Below are 23,793 nucleotides of genomic sequence, written 5' to 3'. Positions count from 1 at the left end.
TTGAACCAAAAATAGTCAAAAAGTCTATACTACAAACAGAATACCGTCTACTATTTTAATCTAATTCTTCATAATCTACATACTCCCCTACTTTTTTGGTCTCTCTGGGTTTTGAGCTCTTGGTAGAAGTATAAACTATTTCATCCTCGTTTGATGTAGCTTGGTTTCCATAGGAGCGAGATTGATACTGTTGTTGGAAATTTTGCCCCGCTTTTTCAACTACTTTTTTCACAACTATAGGTAGAAAAAGTCGAGCTAGAAATTTAAATATATAATAAAAAGCGATGATATAAAACAACGCTTTTATAAATCCTGTGAAAGAAGCAGTCTGCATATGCAACAATTTTTTTACAAACTTAATAAATCAAAAGTTCAAAATTAAAAAAGCAATCTTAAATAAATAATAAAATATAGTACATTTGAAAAGCGTTATTAGTACTCAAGTTAAATATACCATTATGAATAAAACCAAATTATCATTTCTTCTACTTTCTTTGCTCCTATCCGCGTCCAGCTATTGTCAATTTACCGACGTAATTAACTCTAACAGGCCAGGCGAATCCATGGCGGCTTTCTCAGTTGGAAAAACAGTATTTCAAGCAGAAATGGGTGTCTATGGTTTTAAAGAAAAACACGAACTACAAAATTATGAGGCTAGAGGTTTTGGCAGTAATTTAGATTTGAGATACGGTGCTTTTTTTGAACAACTTGAATTTATTTTAAACCTCCAATACCAAAATGAAAATTACACAGCACCATTAGTAAATGAAACTATTGGAGGATTAAAAAAAACAATTATTGGAGCAAAATTTCTTATTTATGACCCAATGAAGAGATTTGAAGAGAAACCGAATTTATACAGCTGGAAAGCCAACCATAGATTCAGTTACAGACAGTTTATTCCTGCCGTTGGGGTATATGCTGGTTTGAATATAAACCTTTCTAATGATGCTTTTATTCGTCCAACAATTCCCGAAGATCCAAGTATTAGTCCAAAATTAATGCTGTTAACACAAAATCAATTTGGGAAATCAGTCCTCATAATCAATGTGATTTTTGATAAATTTCAATCAAAAAAAGAGTCCATCGACTATGTGGTAACTTTAACTAGAGGTTTTACCTCTAGATGGTCTGGCTTTATCGAAAATCAAGGTTTCAACAGCGATTATTATGCAGACAGTTTTCTAAGAGGTGGAGCAGCCTATCTAGTAAAACAAAACATTCAGATTGATGCCTCTATAGGAACTAATTTTAAAAACACACCCTCTTTTTTAATAGGTGGAATTGGAGCTTCATGGAGATTTGATGCCAATTATAGCGAAGTAATGCTTCGCATACCTAAAGATAAAAAAGACAAAGAAAAAGGGAAAAGCAAAAAAGACAAGAAAAAAGAAAAAGCCAAAAAAAGATTAGATGAAATTGAAGGTGAAAAATAAATTAACGCATAAGATGATATCGATTAAAGAAGCAAAAACAAAAAAAGAATTATTAGAATACATACAATTCCCTTTTACATTATATAAAGACAATCCTTATTGGGTTCCTCCATTGATTTCAGATGAACTCGAAACATTTGATACAACTAAAAATCCAGTATTTAAAACGGCAGAAGCCTACTTCTATCTCGCCTACAAAGACAACCAGGTTGTAGGTCGAATTGCAGCTATTGTTAATTGGGATGAAGTCAATTTTCAACAAAAAAAGAAAGTACGCTTCGGTTGGTTTGATATTATTGATGATATTGAAGTTACTAAAGCATTGTTAGAGAAAGTATATGAATTAGGGAGAAAAAACAACCTTGAATACGTTGAAGGCCCTATGGGATTTTCTAATTTAGATAAGGTAGGAGTTCTTACCGAAGGTTTTGATGAAATAGGTACACAAATTACCTGGTACAATAATCCATACTATGCTACTCATTTAGAACAACTTGGATTTACTGTTGAAAAAAAGTTTGTTGAAAGCTTTTTCCCGTTTAGCAATGTAAAACCTGATTTTTTTGAGAAAGCTCAAGAATTAATAAAAAAGAGATACCAACTTCGTCCAATAAATTTTAAATCGACCAAAGAAGTTCTTCCCTACGTTGAAAAAATGTTCGATTTGTTTAATGAATCCTATGCTAAGTTGGCTTCATTTGTCGCTATTTCTGACGAACAAAAAAAATATTTCAAAAAAAAATACATTGGTTTTATCAATCCTGAATATATCAAATGTGTAGAAGACAAGGATGGAAATCTTGTAGCATTTTCAATTGTGATGCCTAGTATTACTAAGGCCTTACAAAAAGCGAAAGGTAAATTATTCCCATTTGGATTTCTGCATTTATTAAAAGCTAAAAAGCAAAGCAAAGAAGTTATCTTTTATCTCATTGGCGTTCATCCCGATTATCAAAATAAGGGAGTTACTGCCATCATTTTTAATGAATACTACACTACTTTTAAAGAAAATGATGTTGTAAAATGTATTCGAAGCCCAGAGTTGGAAGAGAACATTGCGATTAATTTACTTTGGAAAAATTTCAACCCTACTGTTCATTGTCGAAGAAAAACTTACGTAAAAAACCTTTAGGTATTACATTTAATGTAGACTTCTCGCATTTTTAAACAACGAAAAAAATCCATCTTAAATAGAGATGGATTTTTTTGTATATGTTTATATGTTTCAATTATAAACTACATCAAAACAGTAAACGACTAATTTTATGCGTCTAAATCTACTTTTGTTTTGCTGGCAATTTCCTTATATGTACCATTAACTAATTTTTCGCGAATTGCCTCAAATGCGGTAAGAGTTTCTTCGATATCAACTAATGTATGCGAAGCCGTAGGAATTAATCGAAGTAAAATCATCCCTTTAGGAATTACAGGATATACTACAATAGAAAGGAAAATGCCATAATTTTCTCTCAAATCGTTTACCATCACCATAGCCTCTGGAATGCTTCCTTCCAAATAAACTGGTGTTATACAGGTATTAGTATCACCAATGTTGAATCCCTTTTCCTGAAGTCCTTTTTGCAAAGCATTTACATTAACCCATAATTTATCTTTAATTTCAGATGAATTACGCAATAATTCTAGACGCTTCAACGAACCAATTGTTTGAATCATTGGCAATGCTTTTGCAAACATCTGAGAACGCAAATTGTATTTTAGATAATCTATGATGTCTTTATCCGCAGCTACAAAAGCTCCTATGTTAGCCATAGATTTTGCAAAAGTCGAAAAATAAACATCAATATCGTCTTGAACTCCTTGCTCCTCACCTGCTCCTGCTCCTGTTTTTCCTAAAGTTCCAAAACCGTGAGCATCATCAACCAGCAAACGGAAATTGTATTTTTGTTTCATTGCGGCAATTTCTTTCAATTTACCTTGTTGTCCACGCATTCCAAAAACACCCTCGGTAATAAAAAGAATTCCTCCTCCTGTTTCTTCTGCTAATTTTGTAGCACGCTGCAAATTTTTCTCCATGCTTTCAATATCATTGTGACGGTAAGTAAAACGTTTACCCATATGTAAACGAACTCCATCAATAATACATGCATGAGCATCTACGTCATATACAATCACATCGTTTTTAGTCACAAGTGCGTCTATAATAGAAACCATTCCTTGGTATCCAAAATTTAATAAATAAGCAGACTCTTTCATCACAAAAGCCGCCAATTCATTCTCTAATTGCTCATGATATTTTGTGTGACCACTCATCATTCGGGCACCCATAGGATAAGCCGCACCAAATTCGATTGCAGCATCAGTATCTGCCTTGCGTACTTCTGGATGGTTGGCAAGACCTAAATAGTCATTCAAACTCCAATTTAAAATATCTTTTCCTTGAAATTTCATTCTCGGTCCTAATTCTCCTTCCAATTTTGGGAATACATAATATCCTTCTGCCTGTGAAGCCCATTTCCCTAATGGCCCTTTATTGTTTTGAATTCTTTCGAATAAATCTTTTACCATAATAACAAATTATTGTATTTTTTTGAAGTGGCAAAATTAATTATTTAAAATTTATTATAGTATCTAATAATCAATTATTTTAATATGACTAATGTAATGGTTATCTGAAAAAAATTCGAAAGCGAGTACAAAAAAACAAAACTGTAATTGTTATTGATTATCCTTTTTAATCACTTATAAACTTTGTATCTTTGGAAATACCATTAATCAAAAAGTAAATGTCACAAGGAGCAAAAGAATTAAAATTAGCCGTTCTTATTGATGCTGATAACGTTCCTTACAGCAATGTAAAGGGAATGATGGAAGAAATAGCAAAATTTGGAACTCCAACAACCAAAAGAATATATGCCGATTGGACAAAACCTAATGCCAGCGGTTGGAAATCTGTTTTATTAGAACATGCTATTACACCCATCCAACAATATAGTTACACTGTTGGGAAAAACTCTTCAGATTCTGCGATGATTATTGATGCTATGGACTTACTATATTCAGATAAAGTTGACGGATTTTGTATTGTGTCCAGCGATAGCGACTTTACACGCTTAGCCATTCGATTGAGAGAATCTGGCATGAAAGTCATAGGAATAGGCGAAAAAAAGACTCCAAATTCTTTTATAGTTGCCTGTGATCGATTCATTTATATTGAGGTTTTGGATGGTGCGGTTAATAAAAAAGAGCTTAAACCATTAGCAGCTTCTGCTGATGTAAAAAAATCAAATGAAAAACCAATTGAGAAATCCTTAAGTAAAATTGATTTACAAACCATAGAACTTATTGAGGCCACCATAGAAGCCATTGGAGATGATGATGGCTGGGCTTTTCTTGGGGATGTTGGAAACCTAATTGTTAAAAAGAAACCTGAATTTGACCCCCGAAATTATGGATTCTCTAAGCTAACTCCCATGCTAAAATCACTTACTGACATTTTAGAAATAGACGAAAGAGATTCTGATAAAAAAGGAATTAAACATGTATATGTAAGACTTCGATTCAGTTAAAAAACATTAAAAAGTAATTTGAAAAATCATGATAGTAATGAATACTAGAGACCAATTTATTCTTGAAATGAGAGGAGATACTCTCGGATTTATTAGTGAAACATCATCATCTGAAGAGCGATTCCAAAATAAAACCATTCGCCCCATACTTAAATTTCAAAACGATTTATTGATTGAGGTATTCAAAAATCATATCAATAAATACAAAAATGAATTTTACACTTACCCTACCGAAAAGAAACTCCACTTCATAGAAAATACCATTCAAAAGGATATTAAATTTAGAAACTCTCTCAAGGGAATCCTAATCGGACTATTCACTATCGAAGAATATGCTGAATATATTCAAAATTCATCCGCACTAAACAAACGCATGATGAACCTGCTTATCGAAAGATTAAAAAGTCAAATACAACTTTTTGAACCAAATTAACAGTCTTTGATAATTGCTTTTTCTATTTGAATTTACCAATCGTTTTGGATGTCAAATATTTTTATTATACTTGTTACAACTAATTAGCTATGAAAGAAGAATATTTCAAATGGTACTCGCCCAATTTAAGTAGAGAAATAGAAATGCTCGTCTTTGGTCATGCTGGATATCCTGTAATTCTATTTCCCACTTCTATGGGAAGCTTTCATGAGAATAAAGACATGGGGTTGATTGAATCGGCAAGATGGTATATTGAGCAAGGATTAATTCAGATTTTTTGTCCAGATAGTATAGACAAAGACAGTTTTTATAATAAAAATATCTATCCTATTCATCGTATTCAAAATCACGTTTGGTATGACAAAATGATTTGTCATGAAATTGTAGAACGAGTAAAAAATAATACTTGGTCGGGTAAAGTTGTTGTTGCCGGTTGTAGCTTTGGTGGTTATCATGCTGCAAATTTTGCCTTTAGACACCCGGGATATGTAAGCCATATGTTTTCTATGGGCGGAGCTTTCAGCATCAAGAGTTTTATGGATGGTTTTCACAACGATGATGTTTTTTACAACAGTCCAGAAGATTATTTATATGGACTAGATGATTATGAATTATGGAATATGGATGTCGTTTTAGGAACCTCAAATTGGGATATTTGTTTTGATGCCAATTTAAAACTAAGCAAAGTCCTGAGTGATAGAAATGTGCATCATTGGCTTGACATCAGACAAGATAGAGAACACGACTGGCCTGTTTGGAAAGAAATGTTTCCTCATTATTTATCAAGAATTAAATTTTAAAAAATACCACATAATAAAACCTAATACATTATGAAAAAGATTGGAATATTATTCGGGATGGAAGACACTTTTCCACAAGCATTTATTGATAGAGTAAATTCAAAAAACGAAAAAGATATTTTAGCCGAAGCAGTAACTATCGATAAAGTTATTCAAAATAAAGATGGTGAATATGCCGTAATTATCGATAGAATTTCTCAAGACGTTCCTTTCTATCGTGCCTATTTAAAAAATGCTGCATTAACAGGGACTAATGTCATCAACAATCCATTTTGGTGGAGTGCTGATGATAAATTTTTTAATAATGTTCTGGCAGATACATTAGGAGTACCCATTCCTAATACTGTAATTCTTCCCTCAGCAGAGCATCCTACAGATACAACTGGAAAATCATTCAGAAATTTGAAATATCCTATGGATTGGGAATCTATATTTGATTATGTTGGTTTTCCTGCCTACATGAAGCCTTATGCTGGTGGCGGATGGAAAAATGTGTATCGATTAGAAAACAGAGACGAGTTTTGGGATATCCATCGAGAAACGGGGCAATTAGTAATGATGCTCCAAGAAGAAATTGTTTTTACAGAATATTTTAGAGTATATTGCTTGGGTTGTAAAGCAGTTCGCATTATGCAATATGAACCGCGAAATCCTCATCACGCACGCTATGTCCTTGATGGGCCACCTGTGGATAAAAAATTATTAGCCACAATAAAAGACTACACCATTCGCCTATGTAAAGGTCTTGGTTATGACTTTAATACCGTTGAATTTGCTGTTCGAGACGGTATTCCTTATGCAATTGATTTTGGTAACCCCGCCCCAGATGCTGAATTGACCTCTGTAGGTCCAGATAACTTTGAATGGGTAGTTGAAGAAGCTGCTAAAATGGCAATTGCTGCCGCTAAAAAACAAAAACCTGGAAAAATGAATTTAACTTGGGGAACATTTATCAAAGATGCTGCTTCTGAAAAATAAAAAACCGTGTCTGTTATGAAAAAACTACCTGTTTTTACACTTGGTGTTGAAGAAGAGTATCAAATCATTGACCCAAATTCAAGGGACTTGCGTTCGCATCTTTCTAAAATTGTTGATGGAGCAAAAACAATCCTGAACGAACAAGTAAAGGCCGAAATGCATCAATCGGTGGTAGAAGTTGGGACTACTATTTGCAAAAATGTTCAAGAAGCAACCGATGAAATCAAACATCTAAGGTCAAAAATTGTAGAACTTGCTGCCAAACAAAATTTAGTTGTTGGCGGTGCGGGAACTCACCCTTTTTCGAGATGGCAAGACCAACCCATAACCGACGACCCTCGATACCATCACATTGTAAATGAATTACAAGATGCAGCACGTTCTAATTTAATTTTTGGAATGCATTGTCATGTTGGTATTGAAAACCGAGAAATTGGAATGCAGCTTATGAATCAGGCGTGTTATTTTTTACCTCATATTTTTGCACTTTCTACTAATTCTCCTTTTTGGGAAGGCAGACAAACGGGGTACAAATCTTTCAGAACCAAAGTATTTGATAAATTTCCAAGAACGGGCTTACCAGAATATTTTGATTCTGTGGCAGCATACGATAACTATTTAGATACTCTGGTAAAAACCAATTGCATTGATAATCCTAAAAAAATATGGTGGGATTTGCGCTTGCATCCTTTCTATGATACCATTGAATTCCGTATTTGTGACATGAGTTTAACCGTTGAAGAGACCATGTGTATTGTAGCTATTATTCAAGCCATTGTTGCCAAACTTTACAAATTAAGTTTACACAACATGAGCTTTAATATATACCGATTGGCTTTGATTAAAGAAAATAAATTCCGTGCTGCCAGATATGGAATTGAAGGAAATATGATTGATTTTGGATTACAGAAAGAAGTTGAAACCAAATTGTTGATTTTAGAATTACTAGAATTCATTGATGATGTGGTTGACGAATTAGGCAGTCGTGAACAAATTAATTATGTACATACCATCATGAGAGAAGGAACTGGAGCTGATAAACAATTGGCAGTTTTTGAAAAAACCAATGATTTGTCAAAGGTTGTCGATTTTATTACTAGTGAATTTACTAAGGGGTTATAATACAATTATTTATCTTTGCACTCTATAAGAGTATCATAAAAAAAGAGTATCATGAATGATCAAGCTATAAAAGTTGCAATTTTAGACATGTACAACGGCGAACCTAATCAAGGAATGCGTTGTATCATTGATATTCTCAACCGATTCAATCATATTGTAAGTTTCAAAATTTTTGATGTGAGAGGAAAATCAGAATTGCCCGAAATAAAAAAATATGATATCTACATTTCAACCGGAGGACCAGGAAATCCTCTTGAAGGCGATGGAAGTTGGGATTTAAAATACTATGCTTTTATAGATGAGTTAACCGCATGGAATAAAGAAAATCATGTCAAAAAACACGTACTGTTTATTTGTCATTCGTTTCAAATGGCTTGTAAACACTTTGGCCTAGCCGAGATAACCAAACGCAACGGAACCTCTTTTGGAGTAATGACCGTTCATAAAACGAAAGAAGGATTTGTTGACCCACTATTAGCAGGATTATCCGATCCATTCTACGCTGTAGATTCTCGCGATTATCAAGTAGTACAACCTAAACTTAGTGTTTTTGCAAAAAAAGGCGCTAAAATAATTTCATTAGAAAAAATTCGCGACCACGTGCAATACGAAAGAGCTATTATGGCGGTTCGTTTCTCCGATTATTTTGTTGGAACTCAATTTCACCCCGAAGCTGATCCTATCAGTTTTATTGCCAATTTGAGAAATGCGAATGCTAAAGAAAAAATCATCAAGATGAAAGGCCGAAAAAAATTCAGAAACATGCTCGAGGACTTGGTAGATGACGAAAAAATATACCGAACCAACGAAACCATGATTCCTAATTTTATTCGGATTGCAGTTAATGATTTGTTGAAAACTAAGAAAACACTTTCCAATTAAACCCGCTTTTTTCTGATGATTTCTAAATACCGTTCCTTATTCAACTCTAGCTTTACTTCAGAAAAATATCAGGAATTTCAAGACGATATCGCTGCCGATTTTAACTATACGCCAACATTTAGAATAGCAGAAACTCCATTTTTTATTTCTAAAGAATTAAAAAAACAAATCGAAGAAGGCTGTAATGAAGTAATTCAATTTATTCAGCAAAAAGACTTCAAACAGCTCACCAACAAATCCTTGGAGCTCAATACCAAAGTTCCTAATGAAGACCAACACACTACTTTTCTGGCTATTGATTTTGGGATTTGTGAAGAAAACGGAGAAATTCTACCCAAGCTAATTGAAGTGCAGGGCTTCCCAACACTATACAATTACCAACCTAACCTATTTTCCAAATTCAAAAAACACTATCCTTTTCTGGAGGAAACTACACCTTTTTTTAACGGATTATCAGCCGAGAACTATCTCGCCATATTACAGGAAGTAATAAGGAACAATCATCCTGCAGAAAATGTAATTTTACTAGAAATTGAGCCCGAAAAGCAAAATACCAAAATTGATTTTCTATACTGCAACCGTGACATCGGAATCCCTATTGTCTGTGTGACTGACATACTAAAAAGAGGAAATCAGCTTTTTTATACTAATTCAAAAGGCGAAGAAATTCTGGTGAAACGCATCTACAATCGTGTCATTTTTGATGAATTGGAATTGCGAACAGATTTAAAACTCAATTTCAGTTTTTCTGACGAATTGGATGTAGAATGGGCAGGACATCCCAACTGGTTTTTTAGAATTAGTAAGTTCATTTTGCCATTTCTAAAAGGAAAATATTTTATAGAAACTACCTTATTGAGCGACCTGGTAACAATTCCAGAAGATTTAGAGAATTATGTTTTAAAACCACTATTTTCCTTCTCGGGTTCAGGGGTCATTTTTCATGTTAAAAAAGAAGATATTGAAGCCGTAAAAGAAAAAGACCTTTATATTCTACAAAAAAAAGTAAATTATATACCCATAGTTCAATCTCCAAACGAAAAGGTAAAAGTAGAAGTACGTGTTCTATGTGTTTGGAAAAAGAATGATGCAGCACCCACACTACTCTGCAATTTAGCTCGTTTAAGTCGTGGCGAAATGATTGGTGTCAAATTCAATAAAGATAAAGATTGGGTGGGCGGAAGTATAGGTTTGTTCGAGAAATAGATTACCCAAACTAATCGTTCAAGCATTTAAAAAAATAATGAATATATTTTAAATATCTAAATATCAATTCATTATAAAATCATATATTTGTATCTACCTACCAAATGTGATTTGAAAGTTATAGCTTTTAAATACATAGAATCTGAAATTTAGCAACCTTAAATCCAATGAAAAAATGAAACAATTATTTCAGTATATTACATCACTTTTGATCTTGTTTTTTATTGTGAGTTGTTCAAAAAGTAGTGATGAAAATAGTGGAGGTGGCAGCACGGTAACCTCAGTTACAGATATAGACGGAAATGTTTACAATGCAATTACCATTGGTTCTCAAACATGGATGACCGAAAATCTTAAAACAACACATTACAGAAATGGAGATGCAATAACTGAACTAACATCTTCTGACTTTGATGACTGGGACAAAATTGTCACAGGTGGGTGGACATGTTATAATGATGATGCTGTAACAAATATACCTATATATGGAAGGCTTTATAATTGGAGAGCTGTAAACGATTCTAGAGGACTTGCTCCTGCGGGTTGGCATATTCCAACCGATAATGAATGGAAAACATTAATAACCTTCCTCGGAAATACGGCTGTAGCAGGAGGAAAAATGAAATCTACATCTACTTTATGGATTTCACCCAACACAGATGCTTCGAATAGTAGTGGATTTTCAGCAATTCCAGGTGGTTACAGACACTATAATGGCACATTCACTGGTATCGGAGAACAAGCCTATTGGTGGAGTTCAACAGAGAGAAACACAGATTATTCCTATTATTAAACCATCTTTAACAACTATGCCGTTGCCAATCAGAATAATAATAAAAAAAATGATCTTATGTCTATTCGATGTGTGAAAGATTAAAATTTGTTATAGTTGGAGAAATTGTTGAGTCTATCAAATTATTTAAGTTATACCAATTATGTATATAAAACAGGTTTATTTTTTTTGAACCATTTAGAAAGTTAAGTTTGCTACGCCTGTTCGTCTCGAAAGCTTTCGGAACTCGGGTCATTTAGACTTAATTCTCTTAATTGTTTAAAATTTTTAATGGTTGCTTTTAATAGACTTATTAATAAACATAAATGGTATAAAAAACTAATTGTACTTTTTCTCAAGCTTCAAAAATTTATCTACTTCTAGTTTTTTACCAATTTAATGATACTAAAATCCAATCCCGAGTTAATTTTAGCATAATAGACACCATTTGATAATGCGCTGTTTTTTAAACTAAATTGTCGGCTAGAAGGTTTAGCAACTTCTATCAGCTTTCCCGAAATATCATACAATACTATAGCATCTATAGTAGTATCATTTGAAAAATTCCACTCGTTTGAAGAAGGATTCGGATATACCTTTATGTTCTTAATACTGTAGGATGTGGTTGACAAAGAATTTACAAATTGATAATTCCCAGACGTTCTCTCGAATGTAACGTTGTATACTCCACCTGGTATAGGAATATTTTTTCCATCTTGAGTTCCAGTACCTGAAGGGAAACTCAAAGAACCCCAGTTTGTTGACCAGCTATTGTTTTTTCTAAACTTTAGTTCACCATTAATGGTCAAGAGATTATTTATAGCATAATTAAAACCGTCTGTAGTCGCTAAGTCGGTATCTTCGACACCAAAACCACCTAGAGCAGAGCCTAAAATCCCAATACTTGGATACCCGAAAGAATATTCGCCTGTATTTCTGTTGAATGTCACCAACCATTCTCCGCCAGCGACAGGAATCGATGGACCACTGGGTTGCGCTACTCCTGATGGAAAACTAGTACTGCCAAAAACTAAAGTACTGTTATTATCTTGTCTAAAATACGCCTGACCGCTACTAAAATAGAAATCTGCAAGGGTATAAATAACACCATCGGTAGTTTGCATTTTTTTATCGTTGCCTACATATCCGTTTTGTGAATCTACCGCTGGTCCCCAAATTCCAATGGCAGGAAATGGAGTGCCGATAAAAGTATAAGTGGCATTGACTCTGTTAAAAGTAACATTATAAATACCTGCCTTGGTAGGAATTGCATCTGATGTACTATTCAAAATTCCTTGACCATTAGGAAAGGTGCTGCCTCCCCAATTCAATGCCCAATCAAAATCTTGTCTGAACTTCACTTCCCCATCTGAAATCAATACATTTTCTATAGTATAACTAATATTATCTGTAGTGGTGAGTGTAATCTCAGCGCCAATTTGATTCGGAGGCCAACCGTTTACACCTGTTCCTACAATTGAAATAGTTTGAGCATTCGAATGCAAACAAAATAATACAAACAGTGCTATAAGTACTTTGAATTTCATAAATAAAGATTTTGGTTTTATAAGAACACTAAAATTAAAACTATTTGTAGATTTCAAGTGTTTTTTGTTTCATTTTTTTTGAACTATTAAAGTTACCATAACTAACTTAAAACTAATCGAATTCTATAAATTATCCAAGCTCGACTTTTTGGTATTCCTACCAAAGCTTTGGGTATTGAACCCGAAGGTTCTGGGTTAAGGCCCGAGAGTTACGGGTTACAGCCCGAGAGTTTGGGGGTGCAGCCCGAGAGTTTGGGGATTGAACCCAAGAGTTACGGGTTACAACCCGAGAGCTTGGGGGTTGACCCCGAGAGCTTGGGGGTGCACCCCGGAAGCTTCGGGGAGCACCCCAAAAGGAATCTTTTTTTATTGAAAAAGTGCGAGAATACTTGTGTTTATTAGGCATGCAGTCGTTTTTGGCTTTATTCTGTATCGCTTTGTTAGTGGTTGATGAGTATTGGTTAGTTATAATTAAGTGCTTTTGAGGAATTGAGAAAAAATAGTATATTTGAAAACATTACGCTAAAACAAGACTAAATATAGGCGCAAGAAAATTAGCCAAAACCTTCGCATAACATGCCTAATTAGGTATAAAAGTTGTCTATTTTATGCGTGTATAAACTAGTTGGCAGCAATATTATGAACGACACAGCATAGACTGAGGAAATGAAAATAGACATTCATACACATACAAGAAAAGTAAAGTCTGGAGATGCACCAACCAGAAATATTGAAACGGATAGATTTGTTGAAATTATTAACGACACTGAAGTCAATATTTTAGCAATTACCAACCATAACCATTTTGATGCAAAACAATATGAAGACTTCAGAAGCGGAGTTGAAAACCATTGTCAAATATGGCCTGGAATCGAGCTTGATATTTTTGAAAATGAGAAAAGGGCCCATTTAATTGTTATATGTAATCCTAAAAACTACCAACAATTTGATAAAGCGGTTAGTGAGATTTTAAATGGAAAAAATCCTGACACTTTTACCATTTCGCTAAAAGAAACAGTTGACAAATTTGATACGCTAGATTGTATTTACATTGCACACTATTTTGTAAAAAAGCCAAATCTAGGAGACGAAGAAATTGAAATTTTGACAGATTTAGTTTCAAATCCAAAACGCATTTTAAAAGAAGCTAGTAATTCAATTTCAGCAGGTATATATATTAGTCATGGACACAATTCGATTTATGGTTCTGATGTTCACAATTGGGATGATTATATTAAACATTCACAAGAATTACCCGAACTTAGGCTTCCCGTAGAGAGTTTTGAACAATTCTGCCTTTTACTTGAAAAAGATGAAGCTACAATAAATACAATTTTAGATAAGAAATCTAAAGAAAGTATTGAACTATTTCCTTTTAAAAGCGACCCATTTGAAAAAGTAGTATTAGATATTTACTCTGACATTAATATTCTTTTCGGCAGCAAAGGGACAGGTAAAACAGATATTTTGGAAGCAATATCTAAACATTATAATAGTAAAGGACATAAAACATACGTTTATAAATCTAATGATAGTCATTTGAATAATGTTTATGATATTAAGGGAAATTCATTTAATTGTAATGCTTCTGATTTTGGAATAGATGAATGTATTGATGAGATACGATTTTTGAAGAATGTTACAGAAGAAAAAGTAACGACATTAAATAAATATGTTTTACATTTTTCATTTCAAGAAACAAACAAAATATCCCAAAAGTTAAAAATTAAGAATATCACTCAAGAAGATGACACTCAGTCAGAAAGAATTCTTGATGAAATAACTGAAATCCTTAATAACTTCAAGTCCTTTAATGAATATATAGATGAAAATTCAGAAATCATTAAATATGTAGACATTGGATTGATTAACGAACTTGGAGATATTCTTGAAAGAATACTAGTTCAACTAAAAAATGGAACAGAACGTAACTTTATAGAAAATAGAAGTATAAAACTACTTAATGGTATTATTTACTGTATCAATAATGAAATTGCAAAGAAAACAAACCAACCACCTAAGCCGACAAAAACAGGATTTTTAGAATATTCACGAAATCGAATTAAAATAGAACGAGCTTCAAAAAAAATTATTAAACTAATTAATCAGCCAATAAATGCTCTTGAAGAATACGCAGGAAGTCTTGGTGAAAAAGGAGAATTAATTTGTAAAACCAATTTAACTTTTCATAATGGCTCTCTTTCAAATGGGGACTATACACCAGTAAAAAATGTGTATAAAACACCTCAAAAAGAATTTGCTAATGCAATTTCTTCAATTTTAAGATATATTCACTCAAATGAATTATTTCTAAAAATTACTGAATTAAATGAGATAGAACATATTGACTCTATTAATTCACTTAGTGACTTGCTTTTAAAATTCAAACATTTCACTCTCAACGGAACAATTTATAGTCCTTCGAATGGTGAATCATCAATGATTTTATTACACAAAGAGCTAGCGGAAGATAAAGATATTTACATCATTGACGAACCTGAAAAAAGCCTTGGAAATGATTACATTAATGATGTAATAGTTCCCTTAATAAAAGAAAAAGCCCTACTTGCAAGAAAAGTTATTATTGCAACTCATGATGCAAATATTGCAGTAAGGACATTGCCATATAATTCAATCTATCGTCTACACAACCACGGAAAGGGATTTACTTTAACTGGCAATCCATTTTCTAATTCATTAACTTGTATTTATGGCTCTATGCCAAGTCTTGATTGGAAAGAAATTAGTATGAAAACATTAGAAGGCGGTAAAGACGCCTTTGGTGAAAGAGGTAAAATTTATGGAAACTAAAAAAGCAACAATTAAAAGAGAAGAACTACATACATATTTAGTTCTTGAAATTGGAGAGAACCCAATCCAAATTACTCTGACAGATGATAATCCAAATAATGTAAAGTCAGCGTTCAATTTGATCTTAAAAGAATTAAAACGAGGATTGTTTGAATTTGAGTTAGAAGATGGAAGTTCGGACTTATACAATAACATTTGCGTTGAATATTTGAACCAGTTAAACGCTGAAATCAAAACTATTCATGCAGAGTTGGAAGAATATGAATTAACTGAAAAAGAATAAATACTGCTGCCAACACGGGTTTTGCGTCAGGCGGGGTGATATGCAAACTTGGAGCTTTGTGCTTCGTATCAAGTGTAGTGCTGGTTGACAGTTTTGTGCTCCGAAACCCGCCCGAACGCAAAGCCCGAAAACGTTGGTGTCAAGTGTAGCGCACCTCAAAATATAGACAGTTTAAAATGAAGAAAATATATAAATCAAAAATCGGACTTGAATTAGTAATTCCTATTATTCTCGTTCTTGGGACAATTTTAGTTCAAACCATACAAGAACGAAATTGGACAGTAATTTTAATTATTTTACCTGTAATTCTATTTGTTATTCATATGTTTATGACAACAGTCTATACAATAGACGGTGACAAACTGACAATAAAGTGTGGTTTTTTATACAATAAAAATATTGACATTAAAACTATAAAAATGATTTCGGAAACTAACAATGCACTTAGTTCGCCTGCTACCTCGCTTGACAGACTTGAAATTAATTACGGTAAATTTGACTCAGTAATAATTTCACCAAAACTTAAGTCCGAATTTATCAATGAGATTATGAGATTAAATCCGAATGTTGAAGTAAAGTACAAGCAGTGACAAAATAAAAAATTTGAAAATTGAAGAGTGATAAAAAACACCAGCCACCAACAAGGGTTTTGTGCAATAGGGGTTTTCGTGGTTAATTGAAATTTACTACTTTTAACAAGTTTCGGTGACGGTAGAAAGTTTCGGTTTTCATAAATCCCCTACTGCCACAAAGCCCCGGAACGTTAGCTGTAATCCCAAGAGACACCTTGCAAACAATGAACAGACCGAAAAAATATAAGACAGAAATGCCAACCCTTCGCAAAATTAAAAGAGCTGCAAGCCGACACACAAGCCAACGCTTTTGCAGCACATTTAATTTTGCCCAACCGCACCCAAGCCCACCCACCACCCTAAAAGCGGACAATTGACAACTTAACGGCAACTTTTGACAATAACCAAATCGTAAATTGTAAATTTGACGGTTTTAAATTAGAAAAATAATTAATGAAATTTATAGACTTATTCGCAGGACTTGGCGGTTTTCATAAAGCACTTCACAAACTTGGACACGAATGTGTTTTTGTTAGTGAACTCGACCCTATTTTGCGAAACGTTTACACAAAAAATTGGGGCATTGAAGTACACGGAGACATAAAAAAAATAGTTGACAAAGAAATTGAAACGATACCTGAACACGACATTTTGTGCGGTGGTTTTCCTTGTCAGCCATTCTCTAAAGCAGGCAAACAACTTGGACGAGATGACGACAGAGGAACTTTGTTTGACGAAATTGTAAAAATTCTTGAATTTAGAACCCCAACTTTTTTCATACTTGAAAATGTTCCTTTTATTGCTAAACACGACAACGAAGCGACTTGGGAATTTATGAAAAGTGAATTAGATAGAATTGGTTATAAAGTTGACCATAATATTTATTCGCCACAAGACTTTGGAATTCCACAGCATAGAAAAAGAATATTTATTGTAGGTTCAAGGATTGGTTTAGACCATTTCAGTTTTGATGAAGTTGACAAAAAGAAAACTAATAAAATCGACATTCATAAATTTATTGATGTAGAACCAGCAGATGCAAAAAAACTACCTAAAGCCAATCAAGACTGCATAAAACTTTGGCAAGAATTTATTTCAAATATTCCAAAAGACGTAAAACTTCCCGGCTTTCCCATTTGGGGAATGGAGTTTGGAGCAACTTATCCTTTTGAAGACGAATTTCCACATTTGCTTTCAGCCAATGAACTTTCAAAATACAAAGGCAATTTTGGAATAAGTTTAAAAGGAATGACCAAAGAAGAACAATTGGCAAATCTTCCAAGCTACGCGAGAGTTGAAACAAAATTTCCTGACTGGAAACAACGATACATAAAATACAACAGGCAATTTTACAAGGAAAACAAAAGCTATGTTGAAGATGTTGTAAAACGTATTTCTGAATTACCTTCTCAAAGTTGGCAAAAGTTAGAATGGAATGTTGGCGACAACAAACGAAAAATAACGGACTACATTTTACAATTCCGAGCATCGGGAATACGAATAAAAAAGGCAGATTTTTTTCCTTCATTGGTTTGTACAAATACACAAATTCCAATCATTGGTTGGGAGAAAAGATATATTACAAGAAAAGAAGGTTTAAAACTTCAATCTTTATCAGGAATAAAATTACCTGAAAATGATAATGCAGCTTTCAAAGCATTAGGCAACGCAGTAAATTCTCATATAGACTTGGGCGTTACCCTAACGGGTCGGGCTTTCCGTTCCAATCTTTTTGTTCGTTCCTCACAAAAAGGATTTCCACTTCAATCCCTAACGCAAAAAACAAACTCTAAATTAGCAGCATAGTATGAATATAGATTATCAATTAGTTTATCAACTTTTTCCAAGGTCTTTTGGAATTACAGAAGAAATACAAGCTGTCATTTCTTGCTTTGAAAAGAATTATCAGCAAATTAAATCACCAGATAATAATTTAAATAGTGATGGTGTTTTAAAAGTTATTGCCAATGATTTAAAAGCACTAAATTTCAAAGTTGAAGAGAGTAAAGCCAGTGTTGATAAAATAAAAGTTCCTGTTTTGTTCAGTATTAACAACAGAATTGATAAATTTTTTGATGCAGATGCTGTTAGTGAAGATGGCAAAATTGTAATTGAAGTTGAAGCTGGTAGAGGGTATAGAAACAATCAGTTTTTGAAAGATATTTTTCAGGCTTGTATGATGCCAAAAGCAGAATATTTAGTTATTGCTGTTAGAAATCATTATCACAACAGCGATGATTTTAAATCAATTTTTCAATTCTTGGAAACACTTTACATAAGTGGAAGATTACAATTGCCTTTAAAAGGAATTGTTTTAATTGGTTATTAAAATGTGTTAGGGATAGAAGCGAATATCCTTTTTTGTCCTGCAAGGCAAAAAAGATAGTAGCGGATAGCCCGACCCGAAGGGAAACGCCCAAATACAAATCCAAACAATTCAAAATGGCAACCCTATCAAGGGGAAGAAATTGAAGGGTTACTAAAACACAAAGGTTTTACAGATAGCACAGGAAATATTAACGCAACTGGCGACCGTGTTATTGATGAAACTTTTAAGATTTTGGAAATGTGTGGCAATCCCACTGAACAACAAAATGTAGAAACTGGTTTGGTTATCGGATATGTTCAAAGTGGTAAAACACTTTCTTTTACTTCTGTTGCAGCTTTAGCCAACGACAACCAATATCAAATTGTAATAATCATTGCAGGAACTTCAATTCCACTTTCCGAACAGTCATATGAAAGAATGAAAAAAGACTTACGTGTTGATACAAGATTTGACCGTAAATGGACAATCATCAAAAATGCAGGAACACAAGAAGATAGAGATACTATTGAAATGAAATTGGAGCAATGGGCAGACCCAACTTTCCCAAGAGAAAATTGCTCAACTCTATTGATAACTGTAATGAAAAACGGTAGTCGGTTAAGAAATCTAACCAATCTTTTAGCAGACTTAAACCTCAATGGTGTGCCAACTCTAATTATAGATGATGAAAGCGACCAAGCAAGCTTAAATACAAGAGCAAGAGCCAACGCAAATGCTGGAGAAGCTGTTAATGAGGGAGAAGTTTCAACAATCTACAGAAGAATTAATGAATTAAGAAGTGTATTTCCTCATCACACATTTTTACAATATACTGCAACACCACAAGCAAATCTATTCATAAACATTATGGATAGGCTTTCGCCAAACTTCATAAAATTATTAACGCCAGGAAGCGGATATACAGGTGGTAACGCTTTTTTTGTACAAAATCCAAACCTCGTTAGACGTATTCCTGATTTAGAAATTCCATCAAATCACAACCCAGTACACGAACCACCAGAAAGTTTACTTTTTGCGTTAAAAATATTTTTCTTGGGGGTTGTTGCAGGTGAAATGAAAAGAGACCAACGCAATCGTTCTATGATGGTTCACCCATCACGATTAACCAATTCGCAAAATATATTTTTCACTTGGATTAGAAATGTTTGTGAAAGTTGGAAAACATTATTGCAAAGCAATTCACCAGCTGACGAAGAAGAAAGAAACGAACTATTGAGAGAATTTAAAGAGGCTTATGATGATTTGAGTTTAACTGTATCTGATTTGCCAGCTTTTGAAGAACTAACAAATACTAGGCTTTTACATTCCATAAAAAACACAAGAATTATGGAAATAAATGCAAGTCGTGGAAGAACGCCTGAAATTCGTTGGAGTGATTTTTATTCTCACATTTTAGTTGGTGGTCAAGCAATGGACAGAGGATTTACCGTTGAAGGCTTGACTGTTTCATATATGCCAAGACCATTAGCTACAGGACAAGTTGATACAACTTTACAAAGAGCAAGATTTTTTGGTTACAAAGGTTCGTATTTAGGTTTTTGCCGTGTTTGGTTGGACAACCCAAACATTGAAGCATTTAGAGCAATCATAGAACACGAGGAAGATGTTAGACAGCGTTTAGAAGAATTTGATGTAAACAATAAACACTTGAACGAATGGGACAGAGAAGCAGTTTTAGATCAAATGTTAAGACTTACAAGACCAAATATTTTATTCAATGACATTGATAGAGATTACTTTGGTCAAGAATGGTTTATTGTTGGAGCACCTCACGACACAGAAAATTTAATACCATTCAATAAGAGTGTTGTTGCTGAATTTGCAAATAATCACATTACAAGTTTTGCAACTAATCAAGGGCATACAGAACGAACCGATTTACAAAAACATTTAGAAGTAGAATTACCGCTTGAAGAAAGTTTGAAGCAACTTTTAAATAGATTAAAATTCACAAGAGAAACAGACAGTCAAACGTATTCAAGTTTAAGAGGTTTATTAAATTCATATTTACAAGAAAATCCAAACGAAACTTGTTTGGTTTATTTGATGAGTTCAAGAATTGAGAATAATGCAATTGTCCAGACTACAAGACAACGTAGATTAAACCAAAACGATAATATTCAGCAACTTTTTCAAGGGGAACAACCAACATCAAACGGTAGATTAAGAAAAGGCGAAGTTTACATTGGAGACAGAAATATTAAAAATCAAGATAAAGTTACAATCCAAATTCACAGATTAAATCTTACAGATGTAAGTGGCAATCCTATTTTAGATGAAAATGGAAATGTAGTTTATACTGATTTGGTAAGTCTTGCCATTTGGATACCTGAAACAATAGGCAAAGATATCATCAGACAACCCGACAATATATGAGTTTGTTAGATGTTTTTTTAGAAATAGAAATTCCGCAAACGGAAAATCCAAAATTATTCAATGCTAACGCATTGAGTGATTTTCCATTTGCCAAAATTGGCATGAACTATCTTGGATTTCCAGTAATATTAATTTCTTCAAAGTTTGACAAAACCCATTTATCTCAAAAAAACATCAAGTTAAAATATATTGAACTTACACACAATCTTGAATGTAGGGTTTCGGAAAATGGAAAATCTAAAATTGACAATTACTCTGTAATCATATTTAAAAGCAATGAAGAAACATTACAAAACTATTTCCTTGGAATTACTCAATCACTTTTAAATTCACTTTCAAAAAAGCCAACGCAAAAAGAAGTTTTTGAAACATTTAAAAATTTCGTTGAAATTTTTAGGTCATTAAATGAAACGCCAACAAAAACAATTCAAGGACTTTGGGCAGAACTTATTCTTATTGAACAAAGCAAAAAGCCTGAAACATTAATTAATTATTGGCACAACATTCCAGAAGAAAAATTTGACTTTAATGCAGATAGCGAAAAAATAGAAGTAAAAAGCAGCAGTAATTTAGAAAGGGTTCACATTTTTACCGCTGAACAATTAAATCCGACAATTGACTGCCAAGTTATTATTGCTTCAGTTTTCACTAAGCAAGTTTCAAATGGACTGAATATACTCGACTTGTTAGACAAAATCGACAAGAGAATTGTAGAAATGGAATTGAAAGAAAAGGTTTTTCGAATAGTTGCAAAAACTCTTGGGAACACATTTGAACAGACAACAAAAATTAAATATGATTATGATTTAGCTAAAAACTCATTAAGGTTTTATAGACATCAAGACATTTCAAAAGTTGAAAGAATTAACATTCCTGAACGAGTTTCAGAGGTTAAATTCAAATCAGACTTGACTAATGTTAAACCAACTCACATAACAAAAATATTAACTGACGGACAATTATTTAAAGACACGTAAGCCAATGCATTTGGTGGCACATTTGCAGTTTTTCCAAACGCACAAAGCCAAGCTAAAAACAGCAAAAGAGCTACCAAGCCAACGCACAACGACACGACAACAAAAAACGAAATGGACAGACAGAAAAAGGGACTACAGCTAACAGGGGTTTGGCAAAATGGGGGCACTAGTGCTAAATTGAACTTTTGTACTTCTATTGAGCTTTTGTGCTTAACTGAACATTTGTGCCTCTAAACCCCCCACTTCGCCAAGCCCCAAAACGTTATACAACACTCTATTGACAAACTGCATAAATAATCTTAAATTAAAATGAAAAAAATCATTACTCTACTACTTTTAAACCTATTTATTTTATCAAATGCACAAGTAGTCTTCAAAAACAATGGTTCTCGCAAAATTTACGTTGCAATTGCTTATTATGACAAATCATGGACTACAAAAGGATGGTTTCAAATTGAACCTAATCAAGAGGCAAGCGTTTACACACCAAAAATTTTTGGAAATACAAATTTCTACTATTGTGCAACAATCGATAATTGTGATATGGGAATTTACGGTTCAACCCCTTTGTTAGTTGACAAATTTAGTGCTTTTACATTCCCAAATGCAGACAATAGCCAAATTACTAATAATCAAAATTTATCAAAATATAAATTTATAAAAACAACTATTAATAGTTTTCCGGATAAAACCTTGATTAATCTAAACTATAATTTAACTTGTAATGGGCAAAAACAAGGAAAATGGCGTTTAGGTCTTGATAAAGAAGGAAATTTTGCAGAAGTAGAAGATGATATTAGATTTTATCGTGAAATAAATTTTGAAAATGGAATTCCAAAAGGTTGGGTAAAAGACTATTACTCTAATGGCAAATTAAAAGCAGAATTTAAACTTTTAAGTTATGAACCATTTCGTTATGATGGTAATTGTACTTGGTACAAACCTGATGGTACTATTGAAAAAGAACAAACTTACAAAAATGGTGTTGCAATAAGTCAAACATCATCAGACTCTGATGGTGGTATTATACAAAAACAAGCAACATACGAAATTGTAAAACTACCTATCCAAAACGTTTATATTAACAGTACAAGCAATGAATATTGGAAAGGCGGTAACTCAAAAACTATTATTCCTGTAGATTTACCTGATGGAACTGTTGAATGGTATTATGAATATACTTCTTCTCGTAGTAAAGAAACGGTTCAATCAAGTGCAAATAATTTCAAATTAGCAAGTGATTTATCAAAATTAATTGATAAAACGGGCTTATTAAATATATCTTTAAGTATGTTATCTACACCTCCTGGTAGTGATGTTTGCGATATTTTTCTTTTTGAAAGTGATTATTACAACAACTTCTTAAACGGAACAAGTTTCAATCATTACCCAATTGGAACAAGACAAAATTTTAAATCAGGTGTAGTTCAAATACGAAATCAACCTTTGAAAAAACCAATGATTGGAATTAAAAACAACGATTTGTCTTATGGCATCAATGTGTCTATTCAAATTGTCGCAGTTGTTTCTAAAATATAAGAGCGTTGTATAACAGCGGTTACAAGTAATGGCTAGTTCTGGTATATTCCGAAAATTCTCCGAATTTTCTAAAATAAGTTTATATTTGTTATGGCTTGGTAATGGTTTACGCCACTACTTGTAGCCGCAAAACGTCAGGCTGTGAAAAAACCTCATTTTGATTTCTTTTCTACTTCACAGGAGGTCTATAAATGGATTTTAAG

General features: G+C 33.2%; 21 protein-coding genes. 18 read left to right on the top strand and 3 right to left on the bottom strand.

Features of this window, described 5'->3' with window-relative positions:
- Positions 1 to 55: 55 nt before the first annotated feature.
- A complete protein-coding gene (locus AC23L6_RS12260) occupies positions 56 to 334 on the bottom strand; it encodes a DUF4834 family protein (protein ID WP_487562769.1) in 279 nt (92 codons plus the stop codon).
- Positions 335 to 458: 124 nt separating this feature from the next.
- On the opposite strand from AC23L6_RS12260, the gene AC23L6_RS12255 reads away from it, so the two are divergent.
- Together AC23L6_RS12255 and AC23L6_RS12250 are read left to right on the top strand one after the other, a co-directional pair.
- Positions 459 to 1,436, top strand: a complete 978-nt coding sequence (locus AC23L6_RS12255; protein ID WP_487562770.1) for a transporter — start codon at positions 459 to 461, stop codon at positions 1,434 to 1,436.
- Between the two features lie 13 nt (positions 1,437 to 1,449).
- The gene (locus AC23L6_RS12250) at positions 1,450 to 2,568 is read left to right on the top strand and encodes a GTP cyclohydrolase (RefSeq protein WP_487562771.1); all 1,119 of its coding nucleotides are present in this window, start codon (positions 1,450 to 1,452) and stop codon (positions 2,566 to 2,568) included.
- Positions 2,569 to 2,699: 131 nt separating this feature from the next.
- On the opposite strand, the gene capB is transcribed toward AC23L6_RS12250, so the two are convergent.
- Positions 2,700 to 3,962 (bottom strand): cysteate-C-fatty acyltransferase, encoded by a 1,263-nt coding sequence (capB, locus tag AC23L6_RS12245; protein ID WP_487562772.1) that lies wholly within the window; start codon positions 3,960 to 3,962, stop codon positions 2,700 to 2,702.
- Between the two features lie 218 nt (positions 3,963 to 4,180).
- On the opposite strand from capB, the gene AC23L6_RS12240 reads away from it, so the two are divergent.
- The 8 genes from AC23L6_RS12240 (at position 4,181) to AC23L6_RS12205 (ending at position 11,177) form a co-directional block, all read left to right on the top strand.
- Positions 4,181 to 4,963 carry an NYN domain-containing protein gene (locus tag AC23L6_RS12240; RefSeq protein WP_487562773.1) on the top strand — a complete coding sequence of 261 codons (783 nt, stop codon included), beginning with the start codon at positions 4,181 to 4,183 and terminating at the stop codon, positions 4,961 to 4,963.
- 37 nt (positions 4,964 to 5,000) lie between these two features.
- Entirely contained in the window at positions 5,001 to 5,396 is a 396-nt protein-coding gene (locus tag AC23L6_RS12235) for a glyoxalase (protein ID WP_487562774.1), read from the top strand.
- Between the two features lie 89 nt (positions 5,397 to 5,485).
- On the top strand, positions 5,486 to 6,196 hold the full coding sequence (locus AC23L6_RS12230) for an esterase (protein ID WP_487562776.1): 711 nt from the start codon (positions 5,486 to 5,488) through the stop codon (positions 6,194 to 6,196).
- 30 nt (positions 6,197 to 6,226) lie between these two features.
- Complete coding sequence (locus AC23L6_RS12225; protein WP_487562777.1) at positions 6,227 to 7,174, top strand: ATP-grasp domain-containing protein; 948 nt, start codon at positions 6,227 to 6,229, stop codon at positions 7,172 to 7,174.
- Between the two features lie 15 nt (positions 7,175 to 7,189).
- Positions 7,190 to 8,296, top strand: coding sequence for a carboxylate-amine ligase (locus AC23L6_RS12220; RefSeq protein WP_487562778.1), 1,107 nt, complete (start codon positions 7,190 to 7,192; stop codon positions 8,294 to 8,296).
- Between the two features lie 51 nt (positions 8,297 to 8,347).
- Positions 8,348 to 9,178, top strand: a complete 831-nt coding sequence (locus AC23L6_RS12215; RefSeq protein ID WP_487562779.1) for a type 1 glutamine amidotransferase — start codon at positions 8,348 to 8,350, stop codon at positions 9,176 to 9,178.
- Positions 9,179 to 9,193: 15 nt separating this feature from the next.
- On the top strand, positions 9,194 to 10,384 hold the full coding sequence (locus AC23L6_RS12210; RefSeq protein WP_487562780.1) for a hypothetical protein: 1,191 nt from the start codon (positions 9,194 to 9,196) through the stop codon (positions 10,382 to 10,384).
- 175 nt (positions 10,385 to 10,559) lie between these two features.
- On the top strand, positions 10,560 to 11,177 hold the full coding sequence (locus tag AC23L6_RS12205) for a fibrobacter succinogenes major paralogous domain-containing protein (RefSeq protein WP_487562781.1): 618 nt from the start codon (positions 10,560 to 10,562) through the stop codon (positions 11,175 to 11,177).
- A 359-nt stretch (positions 11,178 to 11,536) separates the two neighbouring features.
- Here AC23L6_RS12205 and AC23L6_RS12200 read toward each other — a convergent pair whose 3' ends face one another.
- On the bottom strand, positions 11,537 to 12,703 hold the full coding sequence (locus tag AC23L6_RS12200) for a T9SS type A sorting domain-containing protein (RefSeq protein WP_487562782.1): 1,167 nt from the start codon (positions 12,701 to 12,703) through the stop codon (positions 11,537 to 11,539).
- Between the two features lie 666 nt (positions 12,704 to 13,369).
- On the opposite strand from AC23L6_RS12200, the gene AC23L6_RS12195 reads away from it, so the two are divergent.
- The 8 genes from AC23L6_RS12195 (at position 13,370) to AC23L6_RS12160 (ending at position 23,590) form a co-directional block, all read left to right on the top strand.
- A complete protein-coding gene (locus AC23L6_RS12195; RefSeq protein ID WP_487562784.1) occupies positions 13,370 to 15,514 on the top strand; it encodes a hypothetical protein in 2,145 nt (714 codons plus the stop codon).
- Positions 15,486 to 15,797, top strand: coding sequence for a hypothetical protein (locus AC23L6_RS12190; RefSeq protein WP_487562785.1), 312 nt, complete (start codon positions 15,486 to 15,488; stop codon positions 15,795 to 15,797). Before AC23L6_RS12195 ends, AC23L6_RS12190 begins: the two co-directional genes overlap by 29 nt.
- A 176-nt stretch (positions 15,798 to 15,973) precedes the next feature.
- Positions 15,974 to 16,387: a PH domain-containing protein gene (locus AC23L6_RS12185; RefSeq protein WP_487562786.1), complete on the top strand. Its 414-nt coding sequence runs from the start codon at positions 15,974 to 15,976 to the stop codon at positions 16,385 to 16,387.
- A 435-nt stretch (positions 16,388 to 16,822) separates the two neighbouring features.
- Positions 16,823 to 18,175: a DNA cytosine methyltransferase gene (locus AC23L6_RS12180; RefSeq protein WP_487562787.1), complete on the top strand. Its 1,353-nt coding sequence runs from the start codon at positions 16,823 to 16,825 to the stop codon at positions 18,173 to 18,175.
- 1 nt (position 18,176) lies between these two features.
- Positions 18,177 to 18,698: a hypothetical protein gene (locus tag AC23L6_RS12175; protein ID WP_487562788.1), complete on the top strand. Its 522-nt coding sequence runs from the start codon at positions 18,177 to 18,179 to the stop codon at positions 18,696 to 18,698.
- Positions 18,699 to 18,935: 237 nt separating this feature from the next.
- Positions 18,936 to 21,074 (top strand): Z1 domain-containing protein, encoded by a 2,139-nt coding sequence (locus AC23L6_RS12170; protein ID WP_487562789.1) that lies wholly within the window; start codon positions 18,936 to 18,938, stop codon positions 21,072 to 21,074.
- Positions 21,071 to 22,051 (top strand): PD-(D/E)XK motif protein, encoded by a 981-nt coding sequence (locus AC23L6_RS12165; protein ID WP_487562790.1) that lies wholly within the window; start codon positions 21,071 to 21,073, stop codon positions 22,049 to 22,051. The genes AC23L6_RS12170 and AC23L6_RS12165 overlap by 4 nt, the downstream gene beginning before the upstream one ends.
- A gap of 309 nt (positions 22,052 to 22,360) precedes the next feature.
- Positions 22,361 to 23,590 carry a DUF1036 domain-containing protein gene (locus AC23L6_RS12160; protein WP_487562791.1) on the top strand — a complete coding sequence of 410 codons (1,230 nt, stop codon included), beginning with the start codon at positions 22,361 to 22,363 and terminating at the stop codon, positions 23,588 to 23,590.
- Positions 23,591 to 23,793: the final 203 nt, after the last annotated feature.

The organism is Flavobacterium sp. R1_16 (assembly GCF_057652095.1).
This window is presented reverse-complemented; position numbering and strand designations above follow the sequence as displayed.